This is a genomic window from Niabella sp. ZPM-14 (assembly GCF_055693045.2).
On the sequence record NZ_CM181148.1, the window covers coordinates 3,173,086 to 3,198,492 of the forward strand.

The window sequence follows — 25,407 nt, forward strand, 5'->3', positions numbered from 1 at the left end:
TAGTAAGTAGCAGAGCAGGATTTCCCTGCTCACTATTTTCTACTCCCTGTAAAATTATTTAGTCTTTTTGGCATCTTCCAGGAACTTGGCCAGGCCAATATCTGTGAGCGGATGTTTTAACAAACCGAGGATGGGATCCAGCGGACAGGTACATACATCGGCGCCTGCTTCTGCACAACGAACGATATGATTGCTGGTGCGGATAGAAGCCGCCAGGATTTCTGTCTTATATCCCTGGATGTTGAAGATATGCGCGATCTGCTCGATGAGTTGCACGCCGTCCCAGCCGCTGTCGTCTATACGTCCGATGAAAGGGGACACGTATTTCGCTCCCGCTTTCGCTGCCAGTATAGCTTGTCCGGCGCTGAAAACCAGGGTACAGTTGGTCTTGATCCCGTTATCCGTAAACCATTTAATCGCTTTTACACCGTCTTTGATCATAGGTACTTTCACTACGATATTGGGATGCAAGGCGGCCAGTTTTTTACCTTCTTCTACGATTTCTTTGAAATCGGTGCTTACGACTTCAGCGCTGATATCGCCGTTTACAATATTGCAGATATCTACATAGTGTTTCATGACCGCTTCCTCTCCTTTGATGCCTTCTTTTGCCATCAGTGAAGGGTTGGTGGTAACGCCATCTAAGATGCCCATGTCATATGCTTCCCTGATCTGGTCGAGGTTCGCGGTGTCGATAAAAAATTTCATTTGATTATTTTTTTTGATTGTGATAGCTGTACTGTTAAAAACAGGTATGTCGCATCGCTGCCGGCCGGCGAATCACGAATACCTGAATATATTGTGTTCGCAAACCTGTCAGCACTGCCAATGCTAAAGTAATACAATAAAGCTAAATGAGGTGGAGTAGGGGAATAAAAAAAGCAGGCTACTCACATCGCGCCGCTACAACCGTCTATCCTTGCTGCCTTCCGGCCCTGGGGAGTTTCAACAGGAGCTGGCCGTATGAGACCTGCAACTGCGAAGGTAGGGATTATTTCCCAAAGGGTAAAATAATTAATGAGAAGAAGACTCTAAAAGCAGAAGTTTGCGTGCCTTAATTTAAGATCAGGTTGATTTAGGAAATATTCTTTTTACCGGGATCTTGTTTTGTCATAATGACGCTTTATACAATGATGCTATTGTGATCCGGAAAAAACTCATAAACTACTACATAAGGGAAGCGGTTCAATTTCCCTTGCCTTATTCGATAACCGCTAACGGTCTGATTTGTATTTTATAAGACATGGCGCTTAGCTTTGTCCCTAGCCATTTCTTTTACTTCATCCCAGCTGTAGGATGTTCCGGTTCCATTAAGATAACTTTCCCGTTCCGCCTGGATCAGTTTTCTCCTTTTAGCAGTAATATCTAGTTCATCTTCAAATAAAGTATAGATGGCTTCGACCTTCTTATCTTCAATTGTTTCGAGGAAATAATGCAAGCGCTCCGGGATGGTTTCTGTCTGCATAATGATCTGACTTTCTACAGATTTACATGAACTTGTGCATTTTGGGGTGACCGGTTCAGCAGATGGCTATGTTTCAGATCGGAAAAAGCCTGATGTTGCAAAGAGCTTGGCTTGTCGTTTGGCTATCTTGCGTTCTGATACTCTTCCTTCCACTCGTGCTTCCATCTTCGATGGCTCCAAAGCCAGTTGTCAGGATACTGCCGGATATTGGTTTCCAGGTAGTTAACAAATTGTTGGGTAAGCTCCAGGTCCGTGTTTGATTTGGGGTGTTCGGTGGCTATTTCGAAGCGGGTTTCGTAATATCCCCTTTTAATGCGCCGGATGGTGGCAAAGGCAATCACCGCATCGGTAGAAATCGCCATCTTGGCTGAGCCGGTAATAAAAGCGGTTTTGCGCCCGAAGAAATCGAACCAATTGGTCTTATCGATCCGGCCGGGACTTTGATCTGCGATAAGGCCAATACAGTAAAGGCTTTTGCGATAGGGCAGAAACTCGCGCGTCATATTGGTCGCAGGAATGAGCACGGCACCTCCTCTTGATCTCATTTTTTTAAAAAGCCGGTCAAAGACCTTGCTCGACAAGGGCAGGTAGACGCCCAGGTATTGATGCTTCACTTTTTTTGCCAGCATGCTGTTGCCCCATTCCCAGTTGAAATTATGACCTAAATGGACCTGCACCGGCCGGCCTTGTTCGTAATAGTGGTTGAGCAATTCCCAGTTGCCACTGAACCGTTTTTCAAAAAAGGAATCAGGGGCGGAGAGCAGCTTGAGCGATTCGATCATCGAATCCAGCAATTTATGATAGAAGCCTTTGCAGATCGCGATCCGCTCCTGCTCCGACTTTTCAGGAAAGGCGATCAGCAGGTTATTCATCACCACCTTTTTACGATACTGAACCACATGGTACAATATGCCATATATGCTATCTGATATAAAATGCAATATCCGAAGCGGGAGCAATGATACAAGGTAAAAGAAGCCGTAAAGAAGGTAATACATTGTTGGTCGGCTATAATTGCCGGATTCTGATTTTTTTAGGTGTGATCGTTATAAATACCGGATGTTGTAACAAATGGGTTCGCAAGAAAGTTTTGACTGTTTCGGCCATCAATTCAAACTCGGCAAACTGATATCTCAAAAGATAATGCTCAGTCCCGTTATATGATGTGCAAATACCCACTCGTCAAAATCTTTGTCTTCCGTTGAGAGTAAATAATTATTTTTTACGGCCCATTGAATGACCTCTTCGTCTCTTATTCCTTTGGCGGGTTCACCAATAGCGATGACTTCAAACCCCTCTTTTCTAAGCGTTTTTATTATATAAGAATGAATATTTTCATCTGCCAGAATCATCATGCGACAGCAATAACCTGTTCGTTGGCGATTACGTCAGAAGCATAAGCAAGGGCCGCTAACACAGCTTCCTGGGTAAGCGATGGATAAGCCTCTAATAACTGGGCTACAGTTGCTCCCTCCGAAAGGCGGAGGATGATTAGCTCCACCGCGATACGAGTACCTTTAATGACAGGCTTTCCTAGCAGAACGGAAGCATTAGACTCTATGTATGCTGCATAATTCATACAAGTATACTTTTTACAAAGTTAGTGAAACCCCTCTATTGTCCATGGACCATGGTCCACAGGCCACTCTACAAAACAATATTTTGTACCAGTTCGCTCTTAGCCGGGTAGTCTGTATTATAGTTGAGGCCGCGGCTTTCTTTGCGGAATACGGAACCCTTTACGATCAGGTATCCCACTGTAATCAGGTTGCGAAGTTCGAGAATATTAGGTGAAAGCGTGCTGGTTTTATACAGTTGCTCCGTCTCTTCCCATAACAGATCCAGCCTGCGGCTGGCGCGTTCCAGCCTGATGTTATTGCGGACGATGCCCACATAATCACTCATGACCTGTTGTATCTCTTTCAAACTTTGCGTAATTAATATGAGCTCCTTCGGGGTACTCGTGCCCATGGCGTTCCATTCAGGAATATTGAGCTTGAACGTAGGATGTTCAGGCAGTTCATTGTTGTCCACCTTTCCTGAGACATGGACAAAGCAACGGTGTGCAAAGACCATTGCTTCGAGCAAGGAATTGCTTGCCAGCCGGTTGGCGCCATGCAGGCCGGTGCTGCTGCATTCGCCCACTGCATACAGGTTGCGGATCGAGGTTTGTCCCCACTCGTCCACTTTGATGCCGCCGCAGCTGTAGTGCGCTGCCGGCGCTACAGGGATCATATCTTTTGTAATATCAATGCCGGCACTTTTGCATTTTTCGTAAATATTGGGGAAATGTTCGGTGAACTGTTCTTTACTGAAATGGCGGCAATCCAGCCACACGTGCTCCGTACCGGATATCTTCATTTCATTATCGATCGCACGGGCAACGATGTCGCGGGGCGCCAGATCCCGGCGCTCGTCATATCGCTCCATAAAAGCTTCGCCGTCCTTATTCCTTAAAATACCGCCATCTCCACGCACCGCTTCCGTGATTAAAAAAGCCTGCCCGCGCAGGCCGGGTTCGTACAAAGCCGTCGGATGAAACTGTATGAACTCCATGTTTTCAATCCGGCCTTTCGCGCGGTAAACCATCGCTACGCCATCTCCCGTGGCAATGCCCGGGTTGGTAGTGGTTCGATACACCTGCCCGTTGCCACCGCTTGCGAGGTAGGTGGTTTTGGCCAGGATGGTTTCGATCTCGTTAGTATGCAGGTTCAACACGTACACGCCATAGCATTCAATATCGGGCGTGGCTTTCGTGACAAGGTAGCCCAGGTGATGCTGGGTAATGATGTCTACGACAAAGCAATGCTTGACGATCTCTATATTATCCAGGCGTGCTGCGGCTTCCAGCAGGGTGCGCTCCATTTCCCAGCCGGTAATGTCCTTGTGATGAATAATGCGAAACTCGCTGTGGCCGCCTTCTTTACCCAGTTTATAGTCGCCGTCTTTTTCTTTGTCGAAATTGGCGCCCCTATCGATCAGTTCTTTCACACGGGCGGGCCCGTCCTTCACTACGATCTCTACCACCGACTTGTTGCACAGCCCGTCACCGGCGATCAACGTGTCTTCAATATGTTTCTCAAAGCTGTCCGTTTCAAAATCATTCACCACCGCTACTCCGCCCTGGGCATATTTGGTATTCGTCTCGTCTGCTGCCGCTTTGGTGATCACCAAAACCTTTTTTTCGGGATACTTCTCAGCCATTTTGCAAGCGTAGGTAAGGCCGGCAATCCCTGTACCAATCACTAAAAAATCTACTTGTTGCATGTGATCATTGAATTTATAAACCAGGCGGCAGAATCGGAAAGATAAATTCCCGCCGGCGCCTGTACCGTTGGGCAGGCTCCTTTTTCTTGTCCCGGGTATGACTCGTCACGCCAACGGCGTACAGCATCAAACTTACATGAAATTCTTATTCATCCATTCCGCCGGTGCCGCTAATTTGCGAGCGTATCTGTTCCAGGACAAAAACGCTGACACAGGTAACGCCGTTTCCACTTTCAATTTCGCAGTCCCACTGCAGCGTCCGGTAAGCAAGCAGGTCTTGTATGAAAGCCTTTGCCATCAGGCGTTGCGGCGTACTTAAGATGATACGCTTCTGACGGGCTAATGATTGTTTAAGGACTTCGAGCAATCCGGGAAACATCCCGGGATCGTAATTGACATCGCTCAGTAACAGCACATCATGAAAAGGAGCGTCAGCAATGTTGGTCCAATCCAATGTCATGGCCTGAACATGATCCAGCCCCAGATGCCGGATCGATTGACGGAGCACCTCAACGGCCAGCGGCTCAATATCTGACAGGGTCACCTGTTTGGCAGCGCGGGCTGCATATAAGCCCGGCAAGCCCAGACCGGCGGCTATTTCCAGTACAGACTGATTCAGGATATAATGCGGATGTTGATCGAGAAATTGGCAAAGACCCAGAGCAGCGGGCCAGATGCGGGCCCAATAGGCAGCGCTTCCGTTACCTTCATATTTTTGGCGAATAGCGGTTGGGATAGGCACCAACAGTTCCTGCACCGTGTCTCCGATAGCAAACGATTGCAGCTCAGTAGGAAATGATAAACTCATGGTGGGAAATAAGGGCGGAACTCCTGCTAACTTTTAAGCCGGTTCAACCCAGGCTTCGTTTTCTTTCAGCAAATTGATCAATTCATCTACCGCCACTTCACTGTTCACATTTCTCTTGACCACTTCTTTTCCTTTGTACAAAGTGATCTTGCCGGGACCGCTGCCTACATAACCAAAGTCGGCATCAGCCATTTCCCCCGGTCCGTTTACGATACAGCCCATGATGGCGATCTTAACCCCTTTAAGGTGATTGGTGACCGATCGGATTTTGGTGGTGGTTTCCTGTAAGTCAAATAATGTTCTTCCGCAGGAAGGACAGGAAATATATTCGGTTTTGGAAATACGCATGCGTGTTGCCTGCAAAATGCTGAAAGCTGTATTGTTCATGAACTGCTCCGGCGACTGGTTGCTAAGGTAGTTGCGGCCGGAGGCATTCAGACTGGCTGCTTTCTCGTACGCATCCTGGCTCATGCCCAGGCAAATGCCATCTCCGAATCCATCTAAGAACAATGCACCGGTTTCTGTGGCAAAATGAATGAGGTGCTCGTCCGGCGTGGCCCAGTTACTGTCTGTGATGAATACAACCGGATTGGTAATACCTTTTTCCTTTAACCGGATGCAGGTGGCTCTCAACGTTTGCATGGCATTCTTTTCCCTGCTGCTGAGGCATAGTACCACGTTGGGTTTCTGACTGATTGCTTCCATATAATGTTCATCTGAAGGACAATCGACCATGACAAAATGGATGTCGCTTTCCGGCGTATCGATCGTAGCAAATTGTTGGGCTTCGTAAACAGGGAAGCAGGTATGTTTGTCCGTCGTTTGTAACCATTGCGCATAAGGCATGATCACCTTCAAAGTCCCGGGCAACGCAAATCCGATCTCCGGTTGATGGATGTACACATAATCAGCTGCTGCATCAGCAATATTCCATTTATCGTCTGCTTCGTTGTAGGTATAGCCAATACCAGTTAACGACGCAGGCGTGATCGTTTTCAGTTTACTGAGATCTGCAATCACTACCGGAACCTGGCCCCCGCCGATATTGTTCACGGGGATGGTTTGGTGTCTCCTGAAGCTGAATGGATGGTAGGCTGCTGATACATTGACTGGCTGATCGCCGGATTGCACAGCTGGATTTTCATTTCTCCTGACAACCTGTGAACCGGTCAACTTGTCAACTCTTTCATACCTCTTCACAATATCCCTGCACACGGGTATCTCCAGCTCGGGGTCTTCCGTCAGTGATACGCGAATGGTATCGCCGATTCCATCTTCCATCAGGGTGCCGATGCCGACTGCAGATTTGATGCGCCCCTCTTCTCCGTCACCCGCTTCGGTTACGCCCAGGTGAAGCGGGTAGATCTCCTGAAATTCTTCATCCATTTGTTTGATCAGTAAGCGATAGGCCTGGACCATCACCTGCGGGTTGCTGGCCTTCATACTGAGTATGATCTGGTGGTAATTTTCCGCACGGGCGATGCGCAAAAATTCCATCGCGCTTTCCACCATGCCGATGGGCGTGTCTCCATATCGGCTCATGATCCGGTCGCTCAGGCTGCCATGATTGGTGCCGATGCGCATGGCCGTGCCATATTCCCTGCATATTTTAACCAGGGGGGTGAACCGTTCGCGGATGCGGTCGATTTCTTCCGCATATTCTGCATCGGTGTATTCGATTTGTTCAAATTTCTTTTTGTCCACGTAGTTGCCGGGATTGACGCGCACTTTCTCGACAATGCGGGCGGCCACTTCGGCAGCATTAGGAGTGAAATGGATGTCTGCTACCAGCGGCGTGGTATATCCACGTTTTCTTAATTCGTTTTTAATCGGCAGCAGGTTTTCGGCATCTTTTTTAGAAGGCGCTGTAATACGCACGAGTTCAGCACCGGCTTCGATGCAGCGTATGGTTTGTTCGACCGTAGCGATGGTATCCATCGTGTCCGTCGTCGTCATGGTTTGAACGCGAATAGGATGATTGTTGCCCAACAGCAGGTCTCCGATTCTTACCTCCCTGGTTAACAATCTTTTGTATTGAGAGAGCGATTCCGCAAATAATTCCATGGTGCAAAGATAGTAATTCATACAAAGGCCGGATCGCTAACATACAAAGAGTTGATAGCCGCAAAAGATGTTCTCATCATTGAAGCTCCTTATGGACTACCTTCGGGGCCTTGTATATTCCCGACAAAAAAATTTATGTAAGTTTAGATAAATTTCTCTCCCATGCACCCTGTTTTCAGTAAGATCTACCAACATCCTCTTTTGTCAGCAACAGATCTGGAAACCCTTGCGGCAGCGCATGAGCCGGTTGCTTTTTCCAGGGGCGACCTGATTTTAAAAGCAGGCAGAACGGCAAACGAATACTATATCCTGGAGGAAGGTCTGATCAGGGCGTTTGTGCATAATTATAATAACGACGAGATCACTACAGAATATTTTACGGATGGAGAAGCGGTCATTGCTCCCGCTTCGCTGTTTCAGCGCATCCCGTCGCAGGAAAACCTGCAGGCTTTAACCGACTGCAGCTTATGGAAGATCGGGTTTGACGCTTTCCAGGAGCTGTATCACAACGTGCCAGGCTTCCGGGAGTGGGGCAGGCTCTGGTTTTCGCACCAGCTTTTTGCAGTAAAGCAGCGGTCGTTGGACATGATCACAGAAACCGCCACCAGCCGCTATCTCAAGCTGGTCAAAGAGAAACCACAGATCATACAGCACGTGCCCCTGAAGCAGATTGCTTCCTACCTGGGTGTTACTGACACCTCGCTGAGCAGGATCAGGAAGGACCTGGTGAAATCTTCCCAGGGCACGGCTGTCTAAAATGCGGACGATTGTTTGTCTTCTGTCATTTCTTGCCAAATGACAAGTTATTGCGTGATAACTGTTTCTACATTTGATGCATCAAAAGCATCTATATGGAAAATCAAAAAGCAAACCCCGTCGTATGGTTCGAGATCTATGTAGACGATATGGACAGAGCCACCCGGTTTTATGAAACAGTGCTGAACACAAAATTAGATCTGATGTCCGACCCCACTGATCAGTCCATGCAAATGAAATCCTTTCCCGGCAACATGGATGGTTTCGGCACTTCCGGAACCCTCGTTAAAATGGAAGCGCAGAAGGCGGGCGGCAGCAACACCATCCTCTATTTCGCTTGCGAAGATTGTGCGCAGGAAGAAAGCCGGGTAACTGCTGCCGGAGGCACCATTCATCAATCTAAGATGTCCATCGGCGAATATGGTTTCTGTTCTATCGTGACAGATACAGAAGGCAACAGGATCGGGCTTCATTCAATGAAATAATAATCTATGCTTCCGATAGTCGTTAGTGTCGTAGTACTGCGACCACTCGAAACCGTGTGGAACGCCTGGACATCCGCTTCCTGTATCGCCCAATGGAATGTTCCGTCAGAAGAATGGCAATGCAAGGTCCTGAGCAATGAACTAAAGCCAGGCGGCAGCATCCACTTCCGGATGGAAAAGAAAGACCTCAGCGAAGGCTTTGACCATCGCGGTGTTTACACGAACGTGATCCCTTTTGAATTAATTGAATACAAGCTGGATGACGGACGAGCGTCCGTTATAGAGTTTCAGCAGATAGATAGTAATACCATTATAAAAGAAAGTTTTGAACCGGAGGCACAGACGCCGAAAGAGCTGCAGGCAGCTTTCTGCCAATCGGTGCTCGATCGGTTCAAACATTTTACAGAGCAGCCATGAGCACAATACATTTAATTGCACATATCTCATTAGACGGATTTGTGGCGGATGAAAACGGCACCCTTGAGGGGTTTGAGCCGGGGGAGGATAACCTGTCCTATGTCACTGGCATAGCCGAGCAGGGAGATACGATGTTATCCGGAAGAGTTACCTATGATCTGCTGAATGTTTACTGGCCGACAGCCGCCTCCAATCCGGCAGCTACCAAAGCAGAGATCAGGTATAGCAACTGGTACAACAAAGCGAAGAAGATCGTCGTATCCCGCACGAAAAGCAGCGGGCAAGACCTGGTATGGAACGATGATATTATTATAAAGACCAGAGATCTCAAGTCTCAATCGGACAAACCCATAATGATCTTCGGTAGTCCTTCACTGGCGGGCCAACTGATGCAGCAACAGCTGATTGATGTGTACTGGATCTTTATCAATCCGGTTCTATTTGGAAAAGGCGTTCCGCTCTTTACGACGCCCGACGGGTTTAAGAAATTTAAACTTACAGAAACAAAAAAGTTTGTAAACGGCGAGATGGCATTACGATATCATCTGCTAAAATAAACATCGACTCACTCATTGACGCAAGCTATAAAATTCTCCATCTTATGACACCTGGTGCATACGGTCACAAAAAAGTAAACGGTATTGAATTGTATTACGAGATCTATGGATCGGGAAAGCCGTTGACTTTGATTCATGGCGGAGGATCTTCGTTGCGGCCGGACTTTTCGGAAGTGATCTCCCGGTTGTCCGGTACCTTTCAGCTGATTGGAATAGACCTTCAAAATCATGGGCGTTCCCAACACAGGGAGGTGCCAGAGACTTTCGAACAGGATGCAAGCGACATCGTGGCTTTATTGGATACATTAGGGATCGAACGGTCCTCCTTCTTCGGTTTCAGTAACGGCGCTACAACGGTTTTAAAATTGGCGGCATCATTTCCCGGACGGGTAGATAAGATCATTGCCGCGTCTGGCGTGACGAAGCGCAGCGGTATGATCGATGGTTTCTTTGACGGGATGAGCCAGGTGACGATCGATCACATGCCGGGTTATTTAAAAGAAATTTTCCTGCAACTTAATCCGGGTGCAGAAGAACAATTGCTGCATATGTTTGAAAGCGACCGCCAGCGGATGATCGATTTTAAAGATTGGGAAGATCGGGAACTAAAGGAGATCCAGGCGCCTGCTTTGCTGATCGGCGGAGACCGGGACGTGGTGAAGACTGCACATTTTGTCGAGATGTCACTGCTGATACCGGATGCCAGGTTGATGATACTTCCGGCCGGACATGGATCGTTTATGATGGCAGATGAAAACCGTATCACCGATCATGCATTGATCGATTTCACGGTGGCGCAAATTCAAAAATTTTTAAACTAAAAAATATATAACTATGCCTAAATTAAATCCCTATCTCAATTTCGATGGTAAGGCGGAGGAAGCCTTTACTTTTTACAAATCAGTTTTTGGAGGTGATTTTGCGGGAGAAGTTCATAAGCTGGGCAATGCCCCTGGTGGCGAAAATCTATCCGAAGAAGAAAAGAATCGCGTGATGCATATTGCACTTCCTATCGGCAGCGATTTGCTGATGGCCTCCGATATCGTTCCTTCTATGGGACACAAACTGGTAGAAGGCAACAATAATTACGTATCTGTTTTTCCGGATTCACGCGAAGAAGCCGACCGGTTGTTCAACGGTTTATCTGATGGAGGGGAAGTTGAAATGCCACTGGCAGACCAGTTTTGGGGCGACTACTTCGGCAGCTTCACAGACCGGTATGGTGTTAAATGGATGATCAACTATCCGTCACAACAACAAAACGCTTAATCTAACATTATGGATCAGAAAATTATTGCGAAAGCCTCGATAGGGATTCAGAAGCCGGTGAGTACTGTGTTTGAGGCGATCATCGATCCGGCTATCATGACACAGTATTTCATTTCGCAAGGCTCTGGAAAAATGGAACAGGGCGCTGTGATCCAGTGGTCATTCCCGGAGTTTGAAGGAACCTATCCGGTAACCGTTTCAGAGGTTGTTGCAGAAAAGAAAATTGAGTTTGTGTGGGATCCAAAGTCGGTCGTCAAGATCGAGCTTGAAAAAAGATCGGAGTCGGACACGGTAGTAAAAGTATTTGAAGAAGGTCATCAGGCAGATGAAGAGGGGATCAAATGGGCGATCGGCCAAACCGAAGGCTGGTCTAATTTCCTGGCTTGTATGAAAGCCTGGCTGGAGTATGGTGTGCATCTCCGGAAGGGCGCTTTCGATTTCATGAAAAAATAATTCCGGATACCGGACCATAAGATTTCCTATGTCACCGACACACGATAAAGTTGTTCCGGCATTTTTCGCGTGTTGGTGGCATCATTTTTTTTATACGTCAACTTAATGCTATACTTTTTTTGGTTGGACCCTGCGGCTCAGCGCGTCTCTTCGTTTGTATCCGCGATCTGATCATCGAGGGTTGATGTCGATTTATCTAAAGCTTTATCCGGATCGCTTTCCAGCGCGTGGGTATCTTTGTTGTACATACCGTCCAGCTCATCTACCATCGTTTCTTTCCAGAGCGGCGTGCCTGTAAAATAAGCGCTTCTTCCGATCATGTGTGCGGCAATAGGCGCAGTTAAGATCAGAAAAAAAATAATGGCAATCGCTTTGGTAGTGACCGAAGCATCATCAGGAAACATGATAGCAGCGCAGATCAGAAGTAATCCGACGCCAAGGCTGGAAGCCTTCACCGTTACGGAAAGACGCAGGTAAAAGTCTGGCATCCGCAGGATACCTATCGAGGCGAACAGAATGGATAATGCCCCTAAAGTGCTGAAGACGGCTAAAATTATATCAATCATCTTTTTGTTTTTCTATATAATAAGAAAAGGCAATCGTGCCCAGGAACGCGATCAGCGCCAATATAATGGCCACATCTAAAAGGATCTTCTGGTTTTGCCTGATGCTATATACGGTAATGATCCCGATCCCGATAGTGATGATCAGATCGAGTGCTATCACACGGTCCACAATCGCCGGCCCTTTGAACAAGCGGATAAATACCAGCACGACCGACAAGGTCAGTATCGGTAAAATCACAAAATCAAAATAGTTTGCTAATGTCATCGTAATAATTCCAGCAAACGGCGTTCCATGCCGTTCTTGAGTTGGTGAATAAAAGCTTCCGGCGTCTTCAGGTACATCGCGTGTATGTACAACGCCTTTTTGTCTTCGCTTACATCCAGGATCAGGGTCCCAGGTGTGAGAGAGATCAATGTGGACAAGACGTTGATCTCGAGGTCAGATGCTGCGCTCAGCGGGTATCTCACTATACCCGGCCTGAAGAAATACCTTGGCGTGATCACATCGTAGGCTACCTGCACATTGGCCTTGATCATCTGGTACAAAAAGTAAAAGGCAAAACTGAACAGCTTCGGCACCCGGAAGAAATAGCGCCGCTCCTGCTCATTGCGGTTCATGATCCATAAAACAAAGAAACCCAGCACAAAGCCAAAAAGAAATCCCGTGTAGGAGAGCGATCCTGTCAACGCCACCCACAGAAAGGATAATAACAGGTTCATTAAAAAGTTCTTTACCATATCGCCCGATTAATTTTTAAATACAGCGTCCACATAGGAGTGGGGGTTTAGTAACTCATCCGATATCCGGTCTACTATCTGCACGATCACTTCTGCATTCAAGCCTATAAACAGGGATGCTGTGCCCAGTATCCCGATAGGCAATACCAGCAGCACTTTCCTTGAAAAGGGCAGCGGCTCAAATTTATTTTCCGCCACTACATCGGAGGGAATATCTTTCCAGAATACCTCCGCCCACATTTTAGCAATTACATACAAAGTCACGAGGCTGCCTAAGATCAATGCGCCTATATAAAAGTACTGCTGCTGTGTAAATGCTTCTCTGAAAAGATACACTTTAGGCCAGAACCCCGACAAAGGTGGTATACCCACAAGAGACAGCAACACGATGGCGATGAGCAGGGAAATCCGCGGATACTCCTTGTACAGCCCGCCCAGCTTTTCCAGGGTGATGACACCGCGGAGCTGCATGATAAATCCGGATATCAGGAACATATTGGTTTTGACCATGATGTCATGGATCAGGTAGAAGATCGTGCCCATCAATGCTATCTTCGTAAACATTGCAATGCCGCCTACCATAAACCCGATATGACAAACGATCAGGTAAGAAAACAGCCGACGGATATTCGTTTTGTTAAGCGAGCCAAAAGCACCGGTGATGATCGTCAACACGGCAATGACCATTAATAATTTTTTGGTAAAGTCGTCTGGAATAAAGATCAGGCTGTTCACCCGCAACAGCGCATAGATCCCTACTTTCGTCAACAACCCGCCAAAAGTGGCCGCTACTGCCGAAGGCGGTGTGTGATAAGAAGAAGGTAGCCAGAAGTATAGCGGGAACACCGCTGATTTAATACCAAACCCCAAAATAAAAAAGACAGACGTAATACCCACCAGGGATTTGTTTTGAACGTCGTGCATTTTCAGGGAGAGATCCGCCATATTCAACGACCCGGTCATGCCATACAAAATGCCGATACCGGTCAGGAAGAACATGGATGCCAATATATTCATCGACATGTATTTCAAAGCGCCCTCCAGTTGGTTCTTTCTTCCACCCAGTGTCATCAATACAAAGGAAGCAATGATGATCACCTCGAACCAAACGTAGAGATTGAAGATGTCGCCCGTGAGAAAGGCTCCGTTCAATCCCATTAAAAGAAAATGGAAGATGGGGAAGTAGCCGTATAGCATCCGCTGCCGGCTCAAGCCGACCGCAGAAAAGATAGAAACGGCGAAGCCGGCGATAGATGTGAGCAGCACCATTGTGGCGCCCAGAAGGTCGGCTACAAATACAATGCTGAAAGGCGCTTTCCAGTTAGAAGCGTTGATGGTGATGGTTCCGTTCCAATAAACGTGTTGCAACAAAGTGCCTGCAGCCATCAGCGCCAGCAGCGCCCCGCCAACAGACAGGATCCGCTGCGTCACCGTTTTCCGCCAGGCGACCAGCTGGAAAATAGCGATCAGCAAATGAATAAATACAGGGGCCAAAATAAGGTTGTCGCTCATATATCCTCTTCCTCGGGAGTATTTAAATTATCTAAATCATCTGTTTCCAACAAAGCATATACGCGTTTCAGCAATACGATCGCAAAAGCGGTGAGGGCGAAGCTGATCACGATCGCTGTAAGGATAAGGGCCTGCGGAACAGGATCGGCATAGGCCCGGTCCAACACCTCATCGGCAGAACCTATAATCGGTGGCTTTGCTTTAATAATGGCGCCCAGCACAAAGATCAGGATGTTGGTGGCGTTTCCCAGGAGCATGATACCGAGTAGTAATTTCACCAGGCTTCTGCGGAGGATAAAATATACACCACCCGCATACAGCAGCCCCATCACCAGTATTAATAAGAGTTCCATATCTAATCGTCGGTTAAAGCGATCGTGAATAATATTGTTAATACAACACCGATCACCACCAGGTACACGCCGAGGTCGAAGAACAGGGCCGTGCCCAACGATCCGATGATGGGCACTTTTCCTTCGAGCCACAGGCCGGTCATAGGCGGCAATCCGATCACCACCGGCAGTAATACGCTCAGCGCTGCAATGCCCAGTCCCAGCGGTATCAGCGAAAGCGGTTTCCTGCCCAGCAACTTCATGGTCGCATCCGTACCATTGGCAAAACTGTGCAGCACAAAGGCAATAGAAGCCACCAGGCCACCCACAAAGCCTCCGCCGGGATAATAATGTCCGCGTAGCAGAAGGAAAATCGAGAACAACAATAGTATCGGGAGCAGATACCGTGTTGCTGTTTGCAAAATGCTGCTTCTCATACTATTCTTTTTCTGAAGGTTTTAATCTTAATCGTAACAAATTGTAAACACCGATAGCTGCAATGCTCAGCACTACCGTTTCAAACAAAGTATCAATGCCACGGAAATCTACCAGGATCACGTTGACCACGTTTTTACCTTTAGCGAGGTGATACGCGTTATCGCCGTAGAAATCACTGGTGGCGGTAGTTATCGGTTCATGATGCACCTGCAATGCCACCATACAAAGGATCAATCCAAAGCCGAAGGCTACTGCAATATCGCGGTATCGTTCCCTTTTTGTACCGAGGTTGAGAAAGGGAGGCAACTTATAGAGGACGAGTACAAACAACACCGTAGTCAGCGTATCGATCGTGAACTGTGTCATAGCCAGGTCCGGCGCGCTGTAAAATACGAACATCAGGCAGATGCAATATCCGATCACACTCATAGACACCACCGCTGTGAGGCGGAGCCGGGTGGTAAGCATGATGAACAGCGCTCCGATCAGGATAGCTACGATGGCAACTTCGTATACGCTGAGCATGGCGAGATTGTAAAAATTAATATCCACGGGGCCGCTGAGCCAGAGTTTATAAGCCAGCAGCAGCTCAGCAAATACGATGATCTGCAGGTGGTAGGAGCGCAGGTAACCGTTATGAAATTTGCCGGTATACCACTCTGACAGCCGGAAAACACCGCTCACCAATTGCTCAAAAAGATGCCCCGGCGCCAATCGGTTGAACGCGGCTGTGATAGGGGCTTTGCGCGCAGAAGGCTTATTCACCAAATAGATAAATGTACCTGCTGCGAGCGTCAGCAAACTCAACAATAATACAGTATTGAAACCATGCCAGATCTTCAGGTGAAATTTCATATCACTACCAAGCATCGCATTGGCGGCCTGCGCAGAAAAGAGCTCCCCGATGTAGCCGGGCATTAATCCAAATAGCACACCCAGGATCGACAGCAGCAGCGGCGGCAGCCACATGGAAGTATAGGGTAGCCTGATGTTGGCGTAGGCAGCCGGTAGCTTTCCCGTAAAGGGTTTGATGCCCGCCATGAAGCCAGCCGCCACCAGGCCGATATTGGTCAGCACCGCCAGTATCGTTAAGATCACAACCGGCAGGGGCGTCGCATGCAAGGTGGCCTCATAGATCAGGTCTTTGCCAATAAACCCGAAGGAGAAGGGAATGCCCGCGCTTGAGAGCGCTGCCAGCAGCCCGGCGATAGCTACCGGCAATAGTACTTTTCTCAACCCGGACAATTGAGTAATATCCCGGGTATGCGTTTCGTGGTCCACGACGCCGGTGACCAGGAATAGCGACGCTTTGTAGAGTGCGTGCACCAAGATAAAAACGCTGGCCGCAATCACCGCATCGCGTGTGCCGATGCCGATTAAAAACGTGAGCATGCCCAATGCCGCAATGGTCGAATAAGCCAGGATACTTTTCAGATCTGTCCGCAACAGGGAATGAAAGGCGGCGTACAACATGGTGAAGCCGCCCACGATCATGAGCGTATAGTTCCAGAGGGGCGTGTTACCGAGGATGGGATCGAAACGTGCCAGCAGGTAAATCCCGGCTTTCACCATAGTCGCTGAGTGTAAATAAGCCGATACCGGTGTCGGCGCCTTCATAGCGCCGGGCAGCCAGAAGTGAAATGGGAACTGTGCAGATTTGGTGAACGCGCCCATAAAGATCAAACCCAGCGCCAGCGGGTATTGCGCATGATCGATAATGATATGCCGGCTGTAAATCAGTTCAGCAATGGAATAAGTGCCGGCTATGTTTCCGAGCAGCAGCAGCCCGGCCAGCAGGAAGAACCCGCCCAGCCCTGTCACAGAAAGCGCGACCAGTGCGCTTTTCCGGGAATCCGGGTTCGTATTATTGAATCCGATCAGGAAAAACGAGCTGATGCTCGTTAGTTCCCAAAAAATGAAAAGCAATAAAATATTATCCGAGAGCACCATGCCCAACATGGCGGCCATGAACAAACTCAGGTAGCCGAAGAAGCGATCAAAATAGGGATGCCCTTTAAGATAGGTGCGTGCATAAAAATAAACGGCAGTCCCAATACCTGTGATCAGCAGCGCGAAAAGCAACGAAAGCCCGTCCAGCCGGAAATCCAGGTTCACATTCAGCGAGGGCACCCAGGCGGTGGACTCGAAAAATTCCTGTCCCAAAGAAATATTGGGGATCAGCCTCAGGTAATAAATAAAAAGGGCGACCGGCAACAAGGTCAATAAAATGCTCCACTTAGATTTCAGGAATTTGCCTAATGGAACGATTAGAAACGAAGTCAGGAAGCCAGCGAGGACCGTTATGAGCATGTATAACAGATTTGATTTCTGATTCGGCTAAAAATAAGAAAAATAGGGTGTTTTTCCGCAAAAACATCAGTATTTACTGCGAGAAAGCAAGGTCTGTTCAGCGCGGCAATGAGTCCGCTATTTGAATTGTACCTTGCCGTCCTTTTCCATCACCATGCGTCCTTCGTCCACCCAATAATTAATCACGGTCCAGATATGATCCCGTTGAAACCGGCTCAGTTTTGCAAAAACAGCTTCTGTTGGCAATGGTGTTTGCAATGTCTGTTTTAGCTGCTCTGTGATGCTGTCAAACGTGCTCTCAGAGAGTGAAGCCTTTTTCTTTTTAAGACAGTTATCACAGATGCCGCAATCGCTGATAGCGGTGTCTCCAAAGTAACGTCCGATGATCTGGCTGCGGCAGTTGGCTCGGTCATGAATATAAGATATGATGGTAGCGATGCGTTCGTCAAAAAGTGCTTTTCTTTTTTCATGCTCTTCCAGGCTGATCGTAAGCAATGCCGTTTTGATGCGGGTGCGCGTAAGCATGACCTGCGGCTCATCTTTTTGCGGCTCATAAATGATCACCCGGTCTGCGTGAAGCCGGTGAAGTTGCTCTTTCACCACTGCAATGTCATATTTCAGCAGGTGAGCGAGAAAGCCTTCAGAGATATAAACGGGATAATCATAAATTCCCTCGTAGGTTCTCAGCAACGTTTTGATCAACGGCTCGAAATCCGGAAATGTCTTTTCATATTCATAAAGGTCGGCTTTGTAAATATGAAAGCGGACGGTGGCCTGACTGAAGACCTGTTCATTGAAAGTAAGCCAGCCGTCCTGTTCCAGCGCCTTCAATCCATAAATGGTTGTCTGGACGTCCTGGTTAAATTTTTTTATAAAGTCCTTCAGATTAAAATCATAGCTGTGCCCGGGCGGCTCGCCTTCCGGCAGTTGCAGGTAATGTACCACATTGCGGTAAACACTCCGGATGGTCTCCGTGTCTGGGTAACGAACATCAGGCAGGGCCTTTAACTGTTCGAGTTCATTTTCATCATACAGCAAAACGGCGAAAGCTTTCTTACCGTCTCTTCCTGCGCGTCCTGCTTCCTGGTAATAATTTTCGAGGCAGTCGGGAACATCTGCGTGAATCACTACCCGCACGTCCGGCTTGTCGATGCCCATTCCAAAAGCGTTGGTGGAGACGATCACCCTGGTCTCATTTTTGATCCAGCGCTCCTGCTTTTGTGTCCGGTCGGCCGTCGAAAGGCCCGCGTGGTAAAAGTCAGCGTCGATGCCCTGTGCGTTCAGTTGTTCGCTCACTTCTTTTGATCGCTTCCGGGTCTTACAATAAACAATCGCCGGGCCTGCTACACTGTTCAATATGGATATGATCTTGTGAATGCGCGAGGGCACCTGGAAAACGCTGTAAGATAAATTCGGCCGTTCGAAAGATTGCCTGAAGATGCGAAACTGGTGATCGCCGTCCGGCGACAGCTTTTCACAAATGTCTTGTTGTACCAAAGGCGTCGCGGAAGCGGTCAGCGCGATCACCGGCACGCCCGGCAGCTCGTCGCGCAATGCGGCAATACGCAGGTAAGGCGGTCGGAAGTCGTAGCCCCATTGCGAAATACAATGGGCCTCGTCAATGGCAATCAGGTTAACGCCAAGGCCCGGCAGGTATTCTTTGAATAGCGCTGTTTCCAGGCGCTCAGGCGATACGTATAAGAATTTACAATTGCTGTGAGCAGCCGTCTCCAGGATGCTGATGACATCGCGCCGCTGCATGCCTGCTTGTATGCTGAACGCTGTAATATTTTTTCGCCGGAGGTTTTGAACCTGGTCGTTCATCAAGGCGATCAACGGGGAAATGACCAGGCACAGGCCTTCTTTCATGAGGGCGGGCACCTGGTAGCAAAGAGACTTTCCTCCGCCGGTAGGCATGAGCGCCAACACATCATTGCCCTGACAAATGGCGTCAACAATTTCCTCTTGCATAGGCCGGAAGCTGTTGAAGCCAAAGTATTCCCTGAGGGTTTGTTGTGCTTGTGTGCTCATATAAAGCGTATTACACCGGCCCTAAAATACATTAAATGTATTAATCCGTAGCAACCTGCACCAATGAAGTTTCGCGTCGCCGGCAGCTTATACCACCAGGCAACCGGCGCTCAGATTTTTCTTAAGGCGGGATGGAGTTTCATTCATGACCTGTTTGAAGATTTTGTTGAAATAAGTCACGTTGTTAAAGCCGCACTCAAAGCAGACCTCAGAAATGCTCTTGTCCAGGTGGAGCATCGTACAGGCCTTGTGGATGCGGTAGCGATTGACAAATTCTGAAAAGGTAATATTGGTCGCCTTTTTAAAGAAATTACAGAAAGAAGGTACAGACAGGCCCACCAGCCCTGCAACGTGCTCTATCCCGATCTCGTTCTGGTAGGAGTCGCTTACATAATTAAATATCTTCTGCAGACGTGTCCTGTGTTTGGATAATAAGGTCGAAGGAAGAATGTCTGAATTAAGCAGGTCGTAATCACTGGTCTGCGCCAGCGTTTCAAAGATATCCAGAAAGGTGAGCAATCTCTTGAAAGGAGGCTGGTCGATCATTTTCAGCATTTTCCTGCCCACCTGCTCCTGCACTTTTGGTGAAAAAGCGATGCCGAATTTCGAAAGCTCCAGCAGTGGCTCAATGGCTTTCATTTCAGGAAAATTAAATGAGAATACTTCCGGCTTCACCTGGAGGACCACTTCTTCGTGAAGGTCGGGTGAATTCAGCCCAAATCCTGAGTGGGGAAGGTTGCTGCCTATCAGAACCAGGTCTCCCTGTTGATAGGTGCTCAGATGGTTGCCAACGTGACGCGTACCGGTTCCTCTGGGTACATATACTATTTCAAATTCCGGGTGATAATGATATTGCCAGACGAAGTCTGAGCCCCTGACCATTTTGTGGTGCAGCAGGCGGAAGGAACTTCCCGGATCGGATTTGACGATCTCATATTCAATTTTCATAGTGATCTAGTTTTCTCATGAGTTTATGTGGGCAAGGACGGCAGCGAAAAGGTACTCCTGTTGTTGAGGAACGCTGCAATGCATCCGCTGTCACTACCAGATATGGTCAGCGCGTTTGAAAGGGTCGCTTTTTCACATGGCTGTCTTTTTCGAAACGCTCTGCTGTCATTTGATAGCTATACTAAAAATAACAAAAAGATTAATAGAGTTGAAGAAAAAGTGTATAGCGTTCTATTTAAACGGGTACCCGTTGATGAACTTTGAAAGAGCAGAAGGGGACCTCGCCAGGGTGACCTTCCGGCCTCGTGGTCAGCCGGTGATGCCTGATCGGACCACAGGATTGCTGCTTTTAAAGAAAACGATATGATTGCTATACATATTCCACCGAATGCGGGTGCGCTCTTTGCCGATGTGCAGGCACAGCGTATTTTCAGCGATCAGAAGACTTTTGCCGATGCGGTGCCGCTGCATTCCCTTGCTTATATCGGCGCCAAGTATGCGCATGAGAAGGAACAGGCAGGTTTTGACCTGATGCAGTTTGTACAGGACAATTTTATGTTACCGACCCAGCATCAGCCACCGGCGATAAAGGCGCAGAAGCCGATAGCAGAATATATCAATGGGCTATGGGACCAGCTTACCCGCACCAATACCCGGGATAAAGGCTCCCTGATCGGGCTTCCTCATCCTTACGTGACACCCGGTGGCCGGTTTGAAGAGCTGTATTACTGGGATAGCTATTTCACCATGCTGGGACTGATCGAAAGTGGCCGCATCGATCTCGTGGAAGGGATGGTTGATAACTTTACTTACCTGATCGATAATATCGGTTTTATTCCCAACGCGAACCGGACCTATTACCTGACGCGCTCCCAGATCCCGTTTTATTCCTCCATGATAAGATTGCTGGAGGAGGTTAAAGGTCCTGAAGTACTCATAAAATATTTACCGGCTTTACAGAAGGAGCACCAGTTCTGGATGCGGGGAACCGACCGCTTGCAGGAAAACTGCGGTGCTGCGGAGCGGGTGGTCCGTTTGCAGGACGGTGCGATTCTCAACCGCTACTGGGACGATGAGAATATCCCCAGGCCGGAAGGGTATGCGCTGGATATTGCCGTTGGGCGTCCCACAAGCCACAACCAGGAGCTGTATCGAAACATCCGCGCGGCTTGTGAATCCGGGTGGGATTTTTCCAGCCGGTGGCTGAGCGACGGTGAAAATTTGCACAATATTTGCACGACGGATATCCTTGCTGTAGATTTAAACTGCATGCTGCTTCACATGGAGAAAACAATTCTTGCCGCCTGCTCTCTTTCCGACAGACATACCATGAGAAAGGAATACGAGCGCCTGGTCGCCCGGCGTACGGCAGCTATTGAACGGTATTTCTGGGATGGCCGTACACGTATTTACAGGGATTATCATTTCAAGCAACAGGAACCTACCAGTGCAGTGACGCTGGCGATGCTCTACCCGCTGTATGTGGGAATCAGCCCGGATGATCGCGCGGCGGACGTGTTGTCTTTTGTTGAACAGCATCTCCTGAAAGAAGGCGGCTTGCTGACAAGTGATATGGTATCCGGACAACAATGGGATGCCGTGCAGGGCTGGGCACCGCTGCAATGGATCGGCTATTCGGCGGCCCGGCGTTACCGGCACGACGAACTGGCCTGTAAGATCCGGGCAAACTGGATGAATAACGTAGAACAGCGATATGAAGCCACCGGTCACCTGATGGAAAAATATCCGGTAGTAAAAACGGCCGACGGGGCTCATACCGGAGGAGAGTATCCCAACCAGGACGGCTTTGGATGGACAAATGGCGTGTACCTGAAAATGATGCACAGCGCCTGAATCACCAATCAAATTTTAAATATCTATAAACGTGTGCCAATGAACTTTTTTAAAACCTTAAACGCGATGATTATGAAAAAACGCTCTTTTTCTTTGAAGAGGGGGACCCGGCTGGCAGGACTGATGGTGCTGCTGCAATTGTTATTTGCTTTTGATTATAGCTACGGACAGGGAGGCGGTATCAGCGGTAAAGTCACCAACGAGAAAGGTGAAACGCTGCCCGGCGCTACTGTCACGCTGGTCGAAAAGAATGTGCAGTCCTCGGTAAATGCCGAAGGCCAATACACTTTTACTAATGTGGAAAGCGGCACGTACACGGTGGAAGTCACTTTCGTCGGCTACACCACTGCTACGAAATCGGTGACCGTTACTGCTGGTGCGGTAGCAACGGCTGATATCCAGCTGGCGCCGGAGATACAGAATATCGAAGAAGTGGTCGTGATCGGTTATGGTACCGCCCGTAAAAAAGATGTGACGGGAGCGGTGGTCACTATCAGCGAAAAAAACTTCAACAAAGGGATCGTGACCAACCCCGACCAGTTGATACAAGGTAAAACACCGGGTATCATGATCATTAACAACACAGGGCAACCCGGCGGCGCCACAACAGTGCGCATACGCGGTAACTCTTCTATCCGCGCAAGCAACAACCCGTTGTTTGTACTGGACGGAGTGCCCATGGCAGGCAACTCGCCTTTACCCGAAGGCCGCGGAGAATTTTCTTCTGATCGCGGTAACCCACTGAGCTATCTGAACCCGGGCGATATCGCCAGCATGGATATCCTTAAAGATGCCTCTGCTACAGCAATTTACGGTTCGAGAGGTGCTAATGGTGTGGTGATCATCACTACTAAAAAAGGAAGGGTCGGCGATCCTGTAATCTCCGTAGGCGCTTCCGCAGGCGTATCTAACATGCGGGAGAAACCACAGATTTTAGATGCTGCACGTTTTCGCGAAGCATTAGCATTCTACACGCCGCAAGAGGCCGATAATGCAGACTTTGGAAGCAATGTGGATGCATTTGATGAAATTACAAGAACTGCAGTAACTCAAAACTACTATGCAGATGTATCAGGTGGTAGTGCGAATGGTAAGTATCGCCTGTCCGGAGGATACCTTAACCAACAGGGCATTATCATTGGTTCGCAGTTAAAAAAGTACACTACCAATTTTACAGGTAACTACAAGTTTCTCGAAAATAAAAGACTGGGACTTGATTTCTCTTTGTTTTTTACACAATTGAACAACCAGTATGCTCCTATCAACGTAGGCGTTGGTTCTCAGGGAAATATTATATCCCAGGCTTTGCAATGGAATCCAACCCGTCCGCTGAGAGATGAAAATGGCGAATTGACTTTTATTAATAGTTCTACACGCAACCCTCTGGCGAGTTCGGAAGCTTTTAAAGACAGGGCGGTTACCAACACATTAGTGGCCAACCTGTCGCCTTATTATAAATTCACGGACGACCTGGAATACCGTTTTACGTATAGCGTGATGCGTCAAACCGGTAACAGGGAGGGTGCGTTCAGAGCGGGCATCCTGGATCCTGCTAACATTAATAACGAGCAGGCCTTTATCTCAAATACGGGAGAAACCAATCAGCAAATGACACACACCCTCTCGTATAACAAAGATGTGTCTGATGACTGGAGTATCAATGCTGTTGCGGGTTATGAGTACCTGGATTATAACTTCAATAACAACATTAGCTTTGCCGGCGGCTTCCGCTACCTCGGCCTTGATTATTTTGATTACTTGCAGTACTCAACTATTTCGACCCGCGAGCTGGCGTCTTACAGGAGCCCGACCAACCAGTTACAGTCGCTGTTTGTGCGCGGCGGGTTTAACTATTTAGATCGTTATTTGCTGACCGCCACCGTTAGACGTGACGGATCGACCAAGTTTGGTGTGAATAACAAGTATGCGATCTTCCCTTCTTTGGCCGTGGCCTGGAATGTAGCAGAGGAAAGCTTCCTGAAGAATAACGACAACATCGACCAGTTGAAAGTAAGATTGGGATGGGGTAAAACCGGTAACCAGGAGTTTCCTTCCGGGGCGTCCCTGAACAGACTGGTGTTTGGTACACAAAGCATCAGCCAGGCCAACTATGGTAACCCCGATCTGAAATGGGAAACCTCAACGACCTTCAACGCCGGTATCGACTTTGCGATCCTGAACAACAGGATCTATGGATCGGTTGATTATTTCCATAAGGCCACTACAGATGCCTTGTTTGAACAAACGCTGGCACAACCTGCACCGGCAGGTCGCATCTGGGTAAACCTGGATGGTGAGATCGTAAACAAAGGTGTGGAGATCTCGCTTACAGGAAATATTGTTCGAAGCGAAGACTGGAACTGGGACCTGACCGGTAATGCTACTTTCCTTAAAAACAGCGTGAGCGGCCTGATCGGTTACTACGAAACCGGCGCACTTCGAGGCCAGGGATTCTCTGGTGTGTTGGGACAAAGAATGGTCAACGGCCAGCCATTGAACGTTTGGTATATCGCTCAATACGAAGGTCTCGATCCCCAAACGGGAACCAGCATGTATCTTGGAAGAGATGGTAGCATCAGCACGACAAATGATCCGGCGATCAATAAGTTCTATTCGGGCAGTCCTAACCCCACCACATTGCTCGGTATTTCTACCAATGTTCGTTATAAAAAGCTCACACTGGGGGCTAATATGAACGGCGCGATGGGGCATTATCTGTTTAATAACACGAGTGCTACCGTGTTGGGTGTAAGTAACCTTTCTTTAAGAAATATAGGTTCGGCTTATTTCAATACGGATATTAAAGAGTCTACATCCAATTCAGCATCACCGTCTACCCGCTATCTGGAAAAAGGAAACTATCTGAAAATGGCCAATCTGACGTTGAGCTATAACGTGGGAGATATCGGAAAAACGCTGAAAAATTTCAATGTATCACTTACCGGTCAGAATTTATTTATTATCACGAAATATACAGGTTTCGATCCTGAAGTTAATACAGATGGCGCTACTAATGGTATTCCTTCGCTCGGTATTGAGTATCTGCCTTACCCGCCGGCAAGAACCATTTTACTGGGCGTTAATTTTTCGCTCTAAACAACCATCTGAAGATTCATAATTACTAAAAACACACAGAG

General features: G+C 48.1%; 26 protein-coding genes and 1 other RNA gene. 9 read left to right on the forward strand and 18 right to left on the reverse strand.

Going from position 1 to position 25,407, the window contains the following annotated elements; translation table 11 throughout:
- Window positions 1-54 precede the first annotated feature (54 nt).
- The 9 genes from fsa to ispG form a co-directional block, all read right to left on the reverse strand.
- Complete coding sequence (gene fsa / locus ACU37H_RS13490; protein WP_472703585.1) at window positions 55-708, reverse strand: fructose-6-phosphate aldolase; 654 nt, start codon at window positions 706-708, stop codon at window positions 55-57.
- Between the two features lie 168 nt (window positions 709-876).
- Window positions 877-976, reverse strand: an RNA gene (gene ffs, locus ACU37H_RS13495) — signal recognition particle sRNA small type.
- 258 nt (window positions 977-1,234) lie between these two features.
- Window positions 1,235-1,465: a hypothetical protein gene (locus ACU37H_RS13500; RefSeq protein WP_472703584.1), complete on the reverse strand. Its 231-nt coding sequence runs from the start codon at window positions 1,463-1,465 to the stop codon at window positions 1,235-1,237.
- Between the two features lie 122 nt (window positions 1,466-1,587).
- Complete coding sequence (locus ACU37H_RS13505; RefSeq protein WP_472703583.1) at window positions 1,588-2,463, reverse strand: lysophospholipid acyltransferase family protein; 876 nt, start codon at window positions 2,461-2,463, stop codon at window positions 1,588-1,590.
- Between the two features lie 135 nt (window positions 2,464-2,598).
- On the reverse strand, window positions 2,599-2,820 hold the full coding sequence (locus tag ACU37H_RS13510) for a DUF5615 family PIN-like protein (RefSeq protein WP_472703582.1): 222 nt from the start codon (window positions 2,818-2,820) through the stop codon (window positions 2,599-2,601).
- A complete protein-coding gene (locus tag ACU37H_RS13515; RefSeq protein ID WP_472703581.1) occupies window positions 2,817-3,044 on the reverse strand; it encodes a DUF433 domain-containing protein in 228 nt (75 codons plus the stop codon). Before ACU37H_RS13515 ends, ACU37H_RS13510 begins: the two co-directional genes overlap by 4 nt.
- 68 nt (window positions 3,045-3,112) lie before the next feature.
- Window positions 3,113-4,732: an L-aspartate oxidase gene (gene nadB, locus ACU37H_RS13520; RefSeq protein WP_472703580.1), complete on the reverse strand. Its 1,620-nt coding sequence runs from the start codon at window positions 4,730-4,732 to the stop codon at window positions 3,113-3,115.
- A gap of 145 nt (window positions 4,733-4,877) precedes the next feature.
- Window positions 4,878-5,540, reverse strand: a complete 663-nt coding sequence (locus ACU37H_RS13525; protein ID WP_472703579.1) for a class I SAM-dependent methyltransferase — start codon at window positions 5,538-5,540, stop codon at window positions 4,878-4,880.
- A 33-nt stretch (window positions 5,541-5,573) separates the two neighbouring features.
- Entirely contained in the window at window positions 5,574-7,604 is a 2,031-nt protein-coding gene (gene ispG / locus ACU37H_RS13530; RefSeq protein ID WP_472703578.1) for a (E)-4-hydroxy-3-methylbut-2-enyl-diphosphate synthase, read from the reverse strand.
- A gap of 162 nt (window positions 7,605-7,766) precedes the next feature.
- On the opposite strand from ispG, the gene ACU37H_RS13535 reads away from it, so the two are divergent.
- The 7 genes from ACU37H_RS13535 to ACU37H_RS13565 all read left to right on the forward strand — a co-directional run bounded on the left by ACU37H_RS13535 (window position 7,767) and on the right by ACU37H_RS13565 (window position 11,541).
- The gene (locus ACU37H_RS13535; protein WP_472703577.1) at window positions 7,767-8,360 is read left to right on the forward strand and encodes a Crp/Fnr family transcriptional regulator; all 594 of its coding nucleotides are present in this window, start codon (window positions 7,767-7,769) and stop codon (window positions 8,358-8,360) included.
- A gap of 95 nt (window positions 8,361-8,455) precedes the next feature.
- The gene (locus ACU37H_RS13540; RefSeq protein WP_472703576.1) at window positions 8,456-8,845 is read left to right on the forward strand and encodes a VOC family protein; all 390 of its coding nucleotides are present in this window, start codon (window positions 8,456-8,458) and stop codon (window positions 8,843-8,845) included.
- A 6-nt stretch (window positions 8,846-8,851) separates the two neighbouring features.
- Complete coding sequence (locus ACU37H_RS13545) at window positions 8,852-9,262, forward strand: SRPBCC domain-containing protein (protein ID WP_472703575.1); 411 nt, start codon at window positions 8,852-8,854, stop codon at window positions 9,260-9,262.
- Complete coding sequence (locus tag ACU37H_RS13550) at window positions 9,259-9,819, forward strand: dihydrofolate reductase family protein (RefSeq protein ID WP_472703574.1); 561 nt, start codon at window positions 9,259-9,261, stop codon at window positions 9,817-9,819. The genes ACU37H_RS13545 and ACU37H_RS13550 overlap by 4 nt, the downstream gene beginning before the upstream one ends.
- 44 nt (window positions 9,820-9,863) lie before the next feature.
- A complete protein-coding gene (locus tag ACU37H_RS13555) occupies window positions 9,864-10,640 on the forward strand; it encodes an alpha/beta fold hydrolase (RefSeq protein WP_472703573.1) in 777 nt (258 codons plus the stop codon).
- Window positions 10,641-10,653: 13 nt separating this feature from the next.
- On the forward strand, window positions 10,654-11,088 hold the full coding sequence (locus ACU37H_RS13560; RefSeq protein WP_472703572.1) for a VOC family protein: 435 nt from the start codon (window positions 10,654-10,656) through the stop codon (window positions 11,086-11,088).
- A 9-nt stretch (window positions 11,089-11,097) separates the two neighbouring features.
- Window positions 11,098-11,541 carry an SRPBCC domain-containing protein gene (locus ACU37H_RS13565; RefSeq protein ID WP_472703571.1) on the forward strand — a complete coding sequence of 148 codons (444 nt, stop codon included), beginning with the start codon at window positions 11,098-11,100 and terminating at the stop codon, window positions 11,539-11,541.
- A gap of 137 nt (window positions 11,542-11,678) precedes the next feature.
- On the opposite strand, the gene mnhG is transcribed toward ACU37H_RS13565, so the two are convergent.
- From mnhG to ACU37H_RS13610, 9 genes are all read right to left on the reverse strand, one after another.
- Window positions 11,679-12,107: a monovalent cation/H(+) antiporter subunit G gene (gene mnhG, locus ACU37H_RS13570; RefSeq protein WP_472703570.1), complete on the reverse strand. Its 429-nt coding sequence runs from the start codon at window positions 12,105-12,107 to the stop codon at window positions 11,679-11,681.
- Entirely contained in the window at window positions 12,100-12,345 is a 246-nt protein-coding gene (locus ACU37H_RS13575) for a monovalent cation/H+ antiporter complex subunit F (protein WP_472703569.1), read from the reverse strand. Before ACU37H_RS13575 ends, mnhG begins: the two co-directional genes overlap by 8 nt.
- Before the next feature lie 23 nt (window positions 12,346-12,368).
- Entirely contained in the window at window positions 12,369-12,845 is a 477-nt protein-coding gene (locus tag ACU37H_RS13580; protein ID WP_472703568.1) for a Na+/H+ antiporter subunit E, read from the reverse strand.
- Between the two features lie 9 nt (window positions 12,846-12,854).
- Complete coding sequence (locus ACU37H_RS13585) at window positions 12,855-14,357, reverse strand: proton-conducting transporter transmembrane domain-containing protein (protein ID WP_472703567.1); 1,503 nt, start codon at window positions 14,355-14,357, stop codon at window positions 12,855-12,857.
- Window positions 14,354-14,710, reverse strand: coding sequence for a Na+/H+ antiporter subunit C (locus ACU37H_RS13590; RefSeq protein WP_472703566.1), 357 nt, complete (start codon window positions 14,708-14,710; stop codon window positions 14,354-14,356). The genes ACU37H_RS13585 and ACU37H_RS13590 overlap by 4 nt, the downstream gene beginning before the upstream one ends.
- A gap of 2 nt (window positions 14,711-14,712) precedes the next feature.
- The gene (locus ACU37H_RS13595; RefSeq protein ID WP_472703565.1) at window positions 14,713-15,126 is read right to left on the reverse strand and encodes a Na+/H+ antiporter subunit B; all 414 of its coding nucleotides are present in this window, start codon (window positions 15,124-15,126) and stop codon (window positions 14,713-14,715) included.
- Between the two features lies 1 nt (window position 15,127).
- The gene (locus tag ACU37H_RS13600; RefSeq protein WP_472703564.1) at window positions 15,128-17,437 is read right to left on the reverse strand and encodes a putative monovalent cation/H+ antiporter subunit A; all 2,310 of its coding nucleotides are present in this window, start codon (window positions 17,435-17,437) and stop codon (window positions 15,128-15,130) included.
- 117 nt (window positions 17,438-17,554) lie between these two features.
- Complete coding sequence (locus tag ACU37H_RS13605) at window positions 17,555-19,468, reverse strand: RecQ family ATP-dependent DNA helicase (protein WP_472703563.1); 1,914 nt, start codon at window positions 19,466-19,468, stop codon at window positions 17,555-17,557.
- Between the two features lie 87 nt (window positions 19,469-19,555).
- Entirely contained in the window at window positions 19,556-20,416 is an 861-nt protein-coding gene (locus ACU37H_RS13610) for a helix-turn-helix domain-containing protein (protein ID WP_472703562.1), read from the reverse strand.
- Window positions 20,417-20,779: 363 nt separating this feature from the next.
- Here ACU37H_RS13610 and ACU37H_RS13615 point away from each other — a divergent pair, with 363 nt between their 5' ends.
- Complete coding sequence (locus ACU37H_RS13615) at window positions 20,780-22,270, forward strand: trehalase family glycosidase (protein ID WP_472703561.1); 1,491 nt, start codon at window positions 20,780-20,782, stop codon at window positions 22,268-22,270.
- Between the two features lie 72 nt (window positions 22,271-22,342).
- Window positions 22,343-25,366 carry a SusC/RagA family TonB-linked outer membrane protein gene (locus tag ACU37H_RS13620; RefSeq protein WP_472703560.1) on the forward strand — a complete coding sequence of 1,008 codons (3,024 nt, stop codon included), beginning with the start codon at window positions 22,343-22,345 and terminating at the stop codon, window positions 25,364-25,366.
- Window positions 25,367-25,407: the final 41 nt, after the last annotated feature.

Bases quoted from the DNA above. Each gene is read 5' to 3' on its own strand.
- ACU37H_RS13565 (WP_472703571.1), top strand. From the start codon at position 11,098: ATGGATCAGAAAATTATTGCGAAAGCCTCGATAGGGATTCAGAAGCCG.
- ACU37H_RS13580 (WP_472703568.1), bottom strand. From the start codon at position 12,845: ATGGTAAAGAACTTTTTAATGAACCTGTTATTATCCTTTCTGTGGGTG.
- ACU37H_RS13535 (WP_472703577.1), top strand. From the start codon at position 7,767: ATGCACCCTGTTTTCAGTAAGATCTACCAACATCCTCTTTTGTCAGCA.
- ACU37H_RS13515 (WP_472703581.1), bottom strand. From the start codon at position 3,044: ATGAATTATGCAGCATACATAGAGTCTAATGCTTCCGTTCTGCTAGGA.
- ACU37H_RS13620 (WP_472703560.1), top strand. From the start codon at position 22,343: ATGAAAAAACGCTCTTTTTCTTTGAAGAGGGGGACCCGGCTGGCAGGA.
- nadB (WP_472703580.1), bottom strand. From the start codon at position 4,732: ATGCAACAAGTAGATTTTTTAGTGATTGGTACAGGGATTGCCGGCCTT.
- ACU37H_RS13510 (WP_472703582.1), bottom strand. From the start codon at position 2,820: ATGATGATTCTGGCAGATGAAAATATTCATTCTTATATAATAAAAACG.
- fsa (WP_472703585.1), bottom strand. From the start codon at position 708: ATGAAATTTTTTATCGACACCGCGAACCTCGACCAGATCAGGGAAGCA.
- ACU37H_RS13505 (WP_472703583.1), bottom strand. From the start codon at position 2,463: ATGTATTACCTTCTTTACGGCTTCTTTTACCTTGTATCATTGCTCCCG.
- ACU37H_RS13555 (WP_472703573.1), top strand. From the start codon at position 9,864: ATGACACCTGGTGCATACGGTCACAAAAAAGTAAACGGTATTGAATTG.
- ACU37H_RS13590 (WP_472703566.1), bottom strand. From the start codon at position 14,710: ATGGAACTCTTATTAATACTGGTGATGGGGCTGCTGTATGCGGGTGGT.
- ACU37H_RS13600 (WP_472703564.1), bottom strand. From the start codon at position 17,437: ATGCTCATAACGGTCCTCGCTGGCTTCCTGACTTCGTTTCTAATCGTT.
- ACU37H_RS13615 (WP_472703561.1), top strand. From the start codon at position 20,780: ATGATTGCTATACATATTCCACCGAATGCGGGTGCGCTCTTTGCCGAT.
- ACU37H_RS13545 (WP_472703575.1), top strand. From the start codon at position 8,852: ATGCTTCCGATAGTCGTTAGTGTCGTAGTACTGCGACCACTCGAAACC.
- ACU37H_RS13540 (WP_472703576.1), top strand. From the start codon at position 8,456: ATGGAAAATCAAAAAGCAAACCCCGTCGTATGGTTCGAGATCTATGTA.
- ACU37H_RS13610 (WP_472703562.1), bottom strand. From the start codon at position 20,416: ATGAAAATTGAATATGAGATCGTCAAATCCGATCCGGGAAGTTCCTTC.
- ACU37H_RS13605 (WP_472703563.1), bottom strand. From the start codon at position 19,468: ATGAGCACACAAGCACAACAAACCCTCAGGGAATACTTTGGCTTCAAC.
- ACU37H_RS13595 (WP_472703565.1), bottom strand. From the start codon at position 15,126: ATGAGAAGCAGCATTTTGCAAACAGCAACACGGTATCTGCTCCCGATA.
- ispG (WP_472703578.1), bottom strand. From the start codon at position 7,604: ATGGAATTATTTGCGGAATCGCTCTCTCAATACAAAAGATTGTTAACC.
- mnhG (WP_472703570.1), bottom strand. From the start codon at position 12,107: ATGATTGATATAATTTTAGCCGTCTTCAGCACTTTAGGGGCATTATCC.
- ACU37H_RS13500 (WP_472703584.1), bottom strand. From the start codon at position 1,465: ATGCAGACAGAAACCATCCCGGAGCGCTTGCATTATTTCCTCGAAACA.
- ACU37H_RS13560 (WP_472703572.1), top strand. From the start codon at position 10,654: ATGCCTAAATTAAATCCCTATCTCAATTTCGATGGTAAGGCGGAGGAA.
- ACU37H_RS13525 (WP_472703579.1), bottom strand. From the start codon at position 5,540: ATGAGTTTATCATTTCCTACTGAGCTGCAATCGTTTGCTATCGGAGAC.
- ACU37H_RS13550 (WP_472703574.1), top strand. From the start codon at position 9,259: ATGAGCACAATACATTTAATTGCACATATCTCATTAGACGGATTTGTG.
- ACU37H_RS13585 (WP_472703567.1), bottom strand. From the start codon at position 14,357: ATGAGCGACAACCTTATTTTGGCCCCTGTATTTATTCATTTGCTGATC.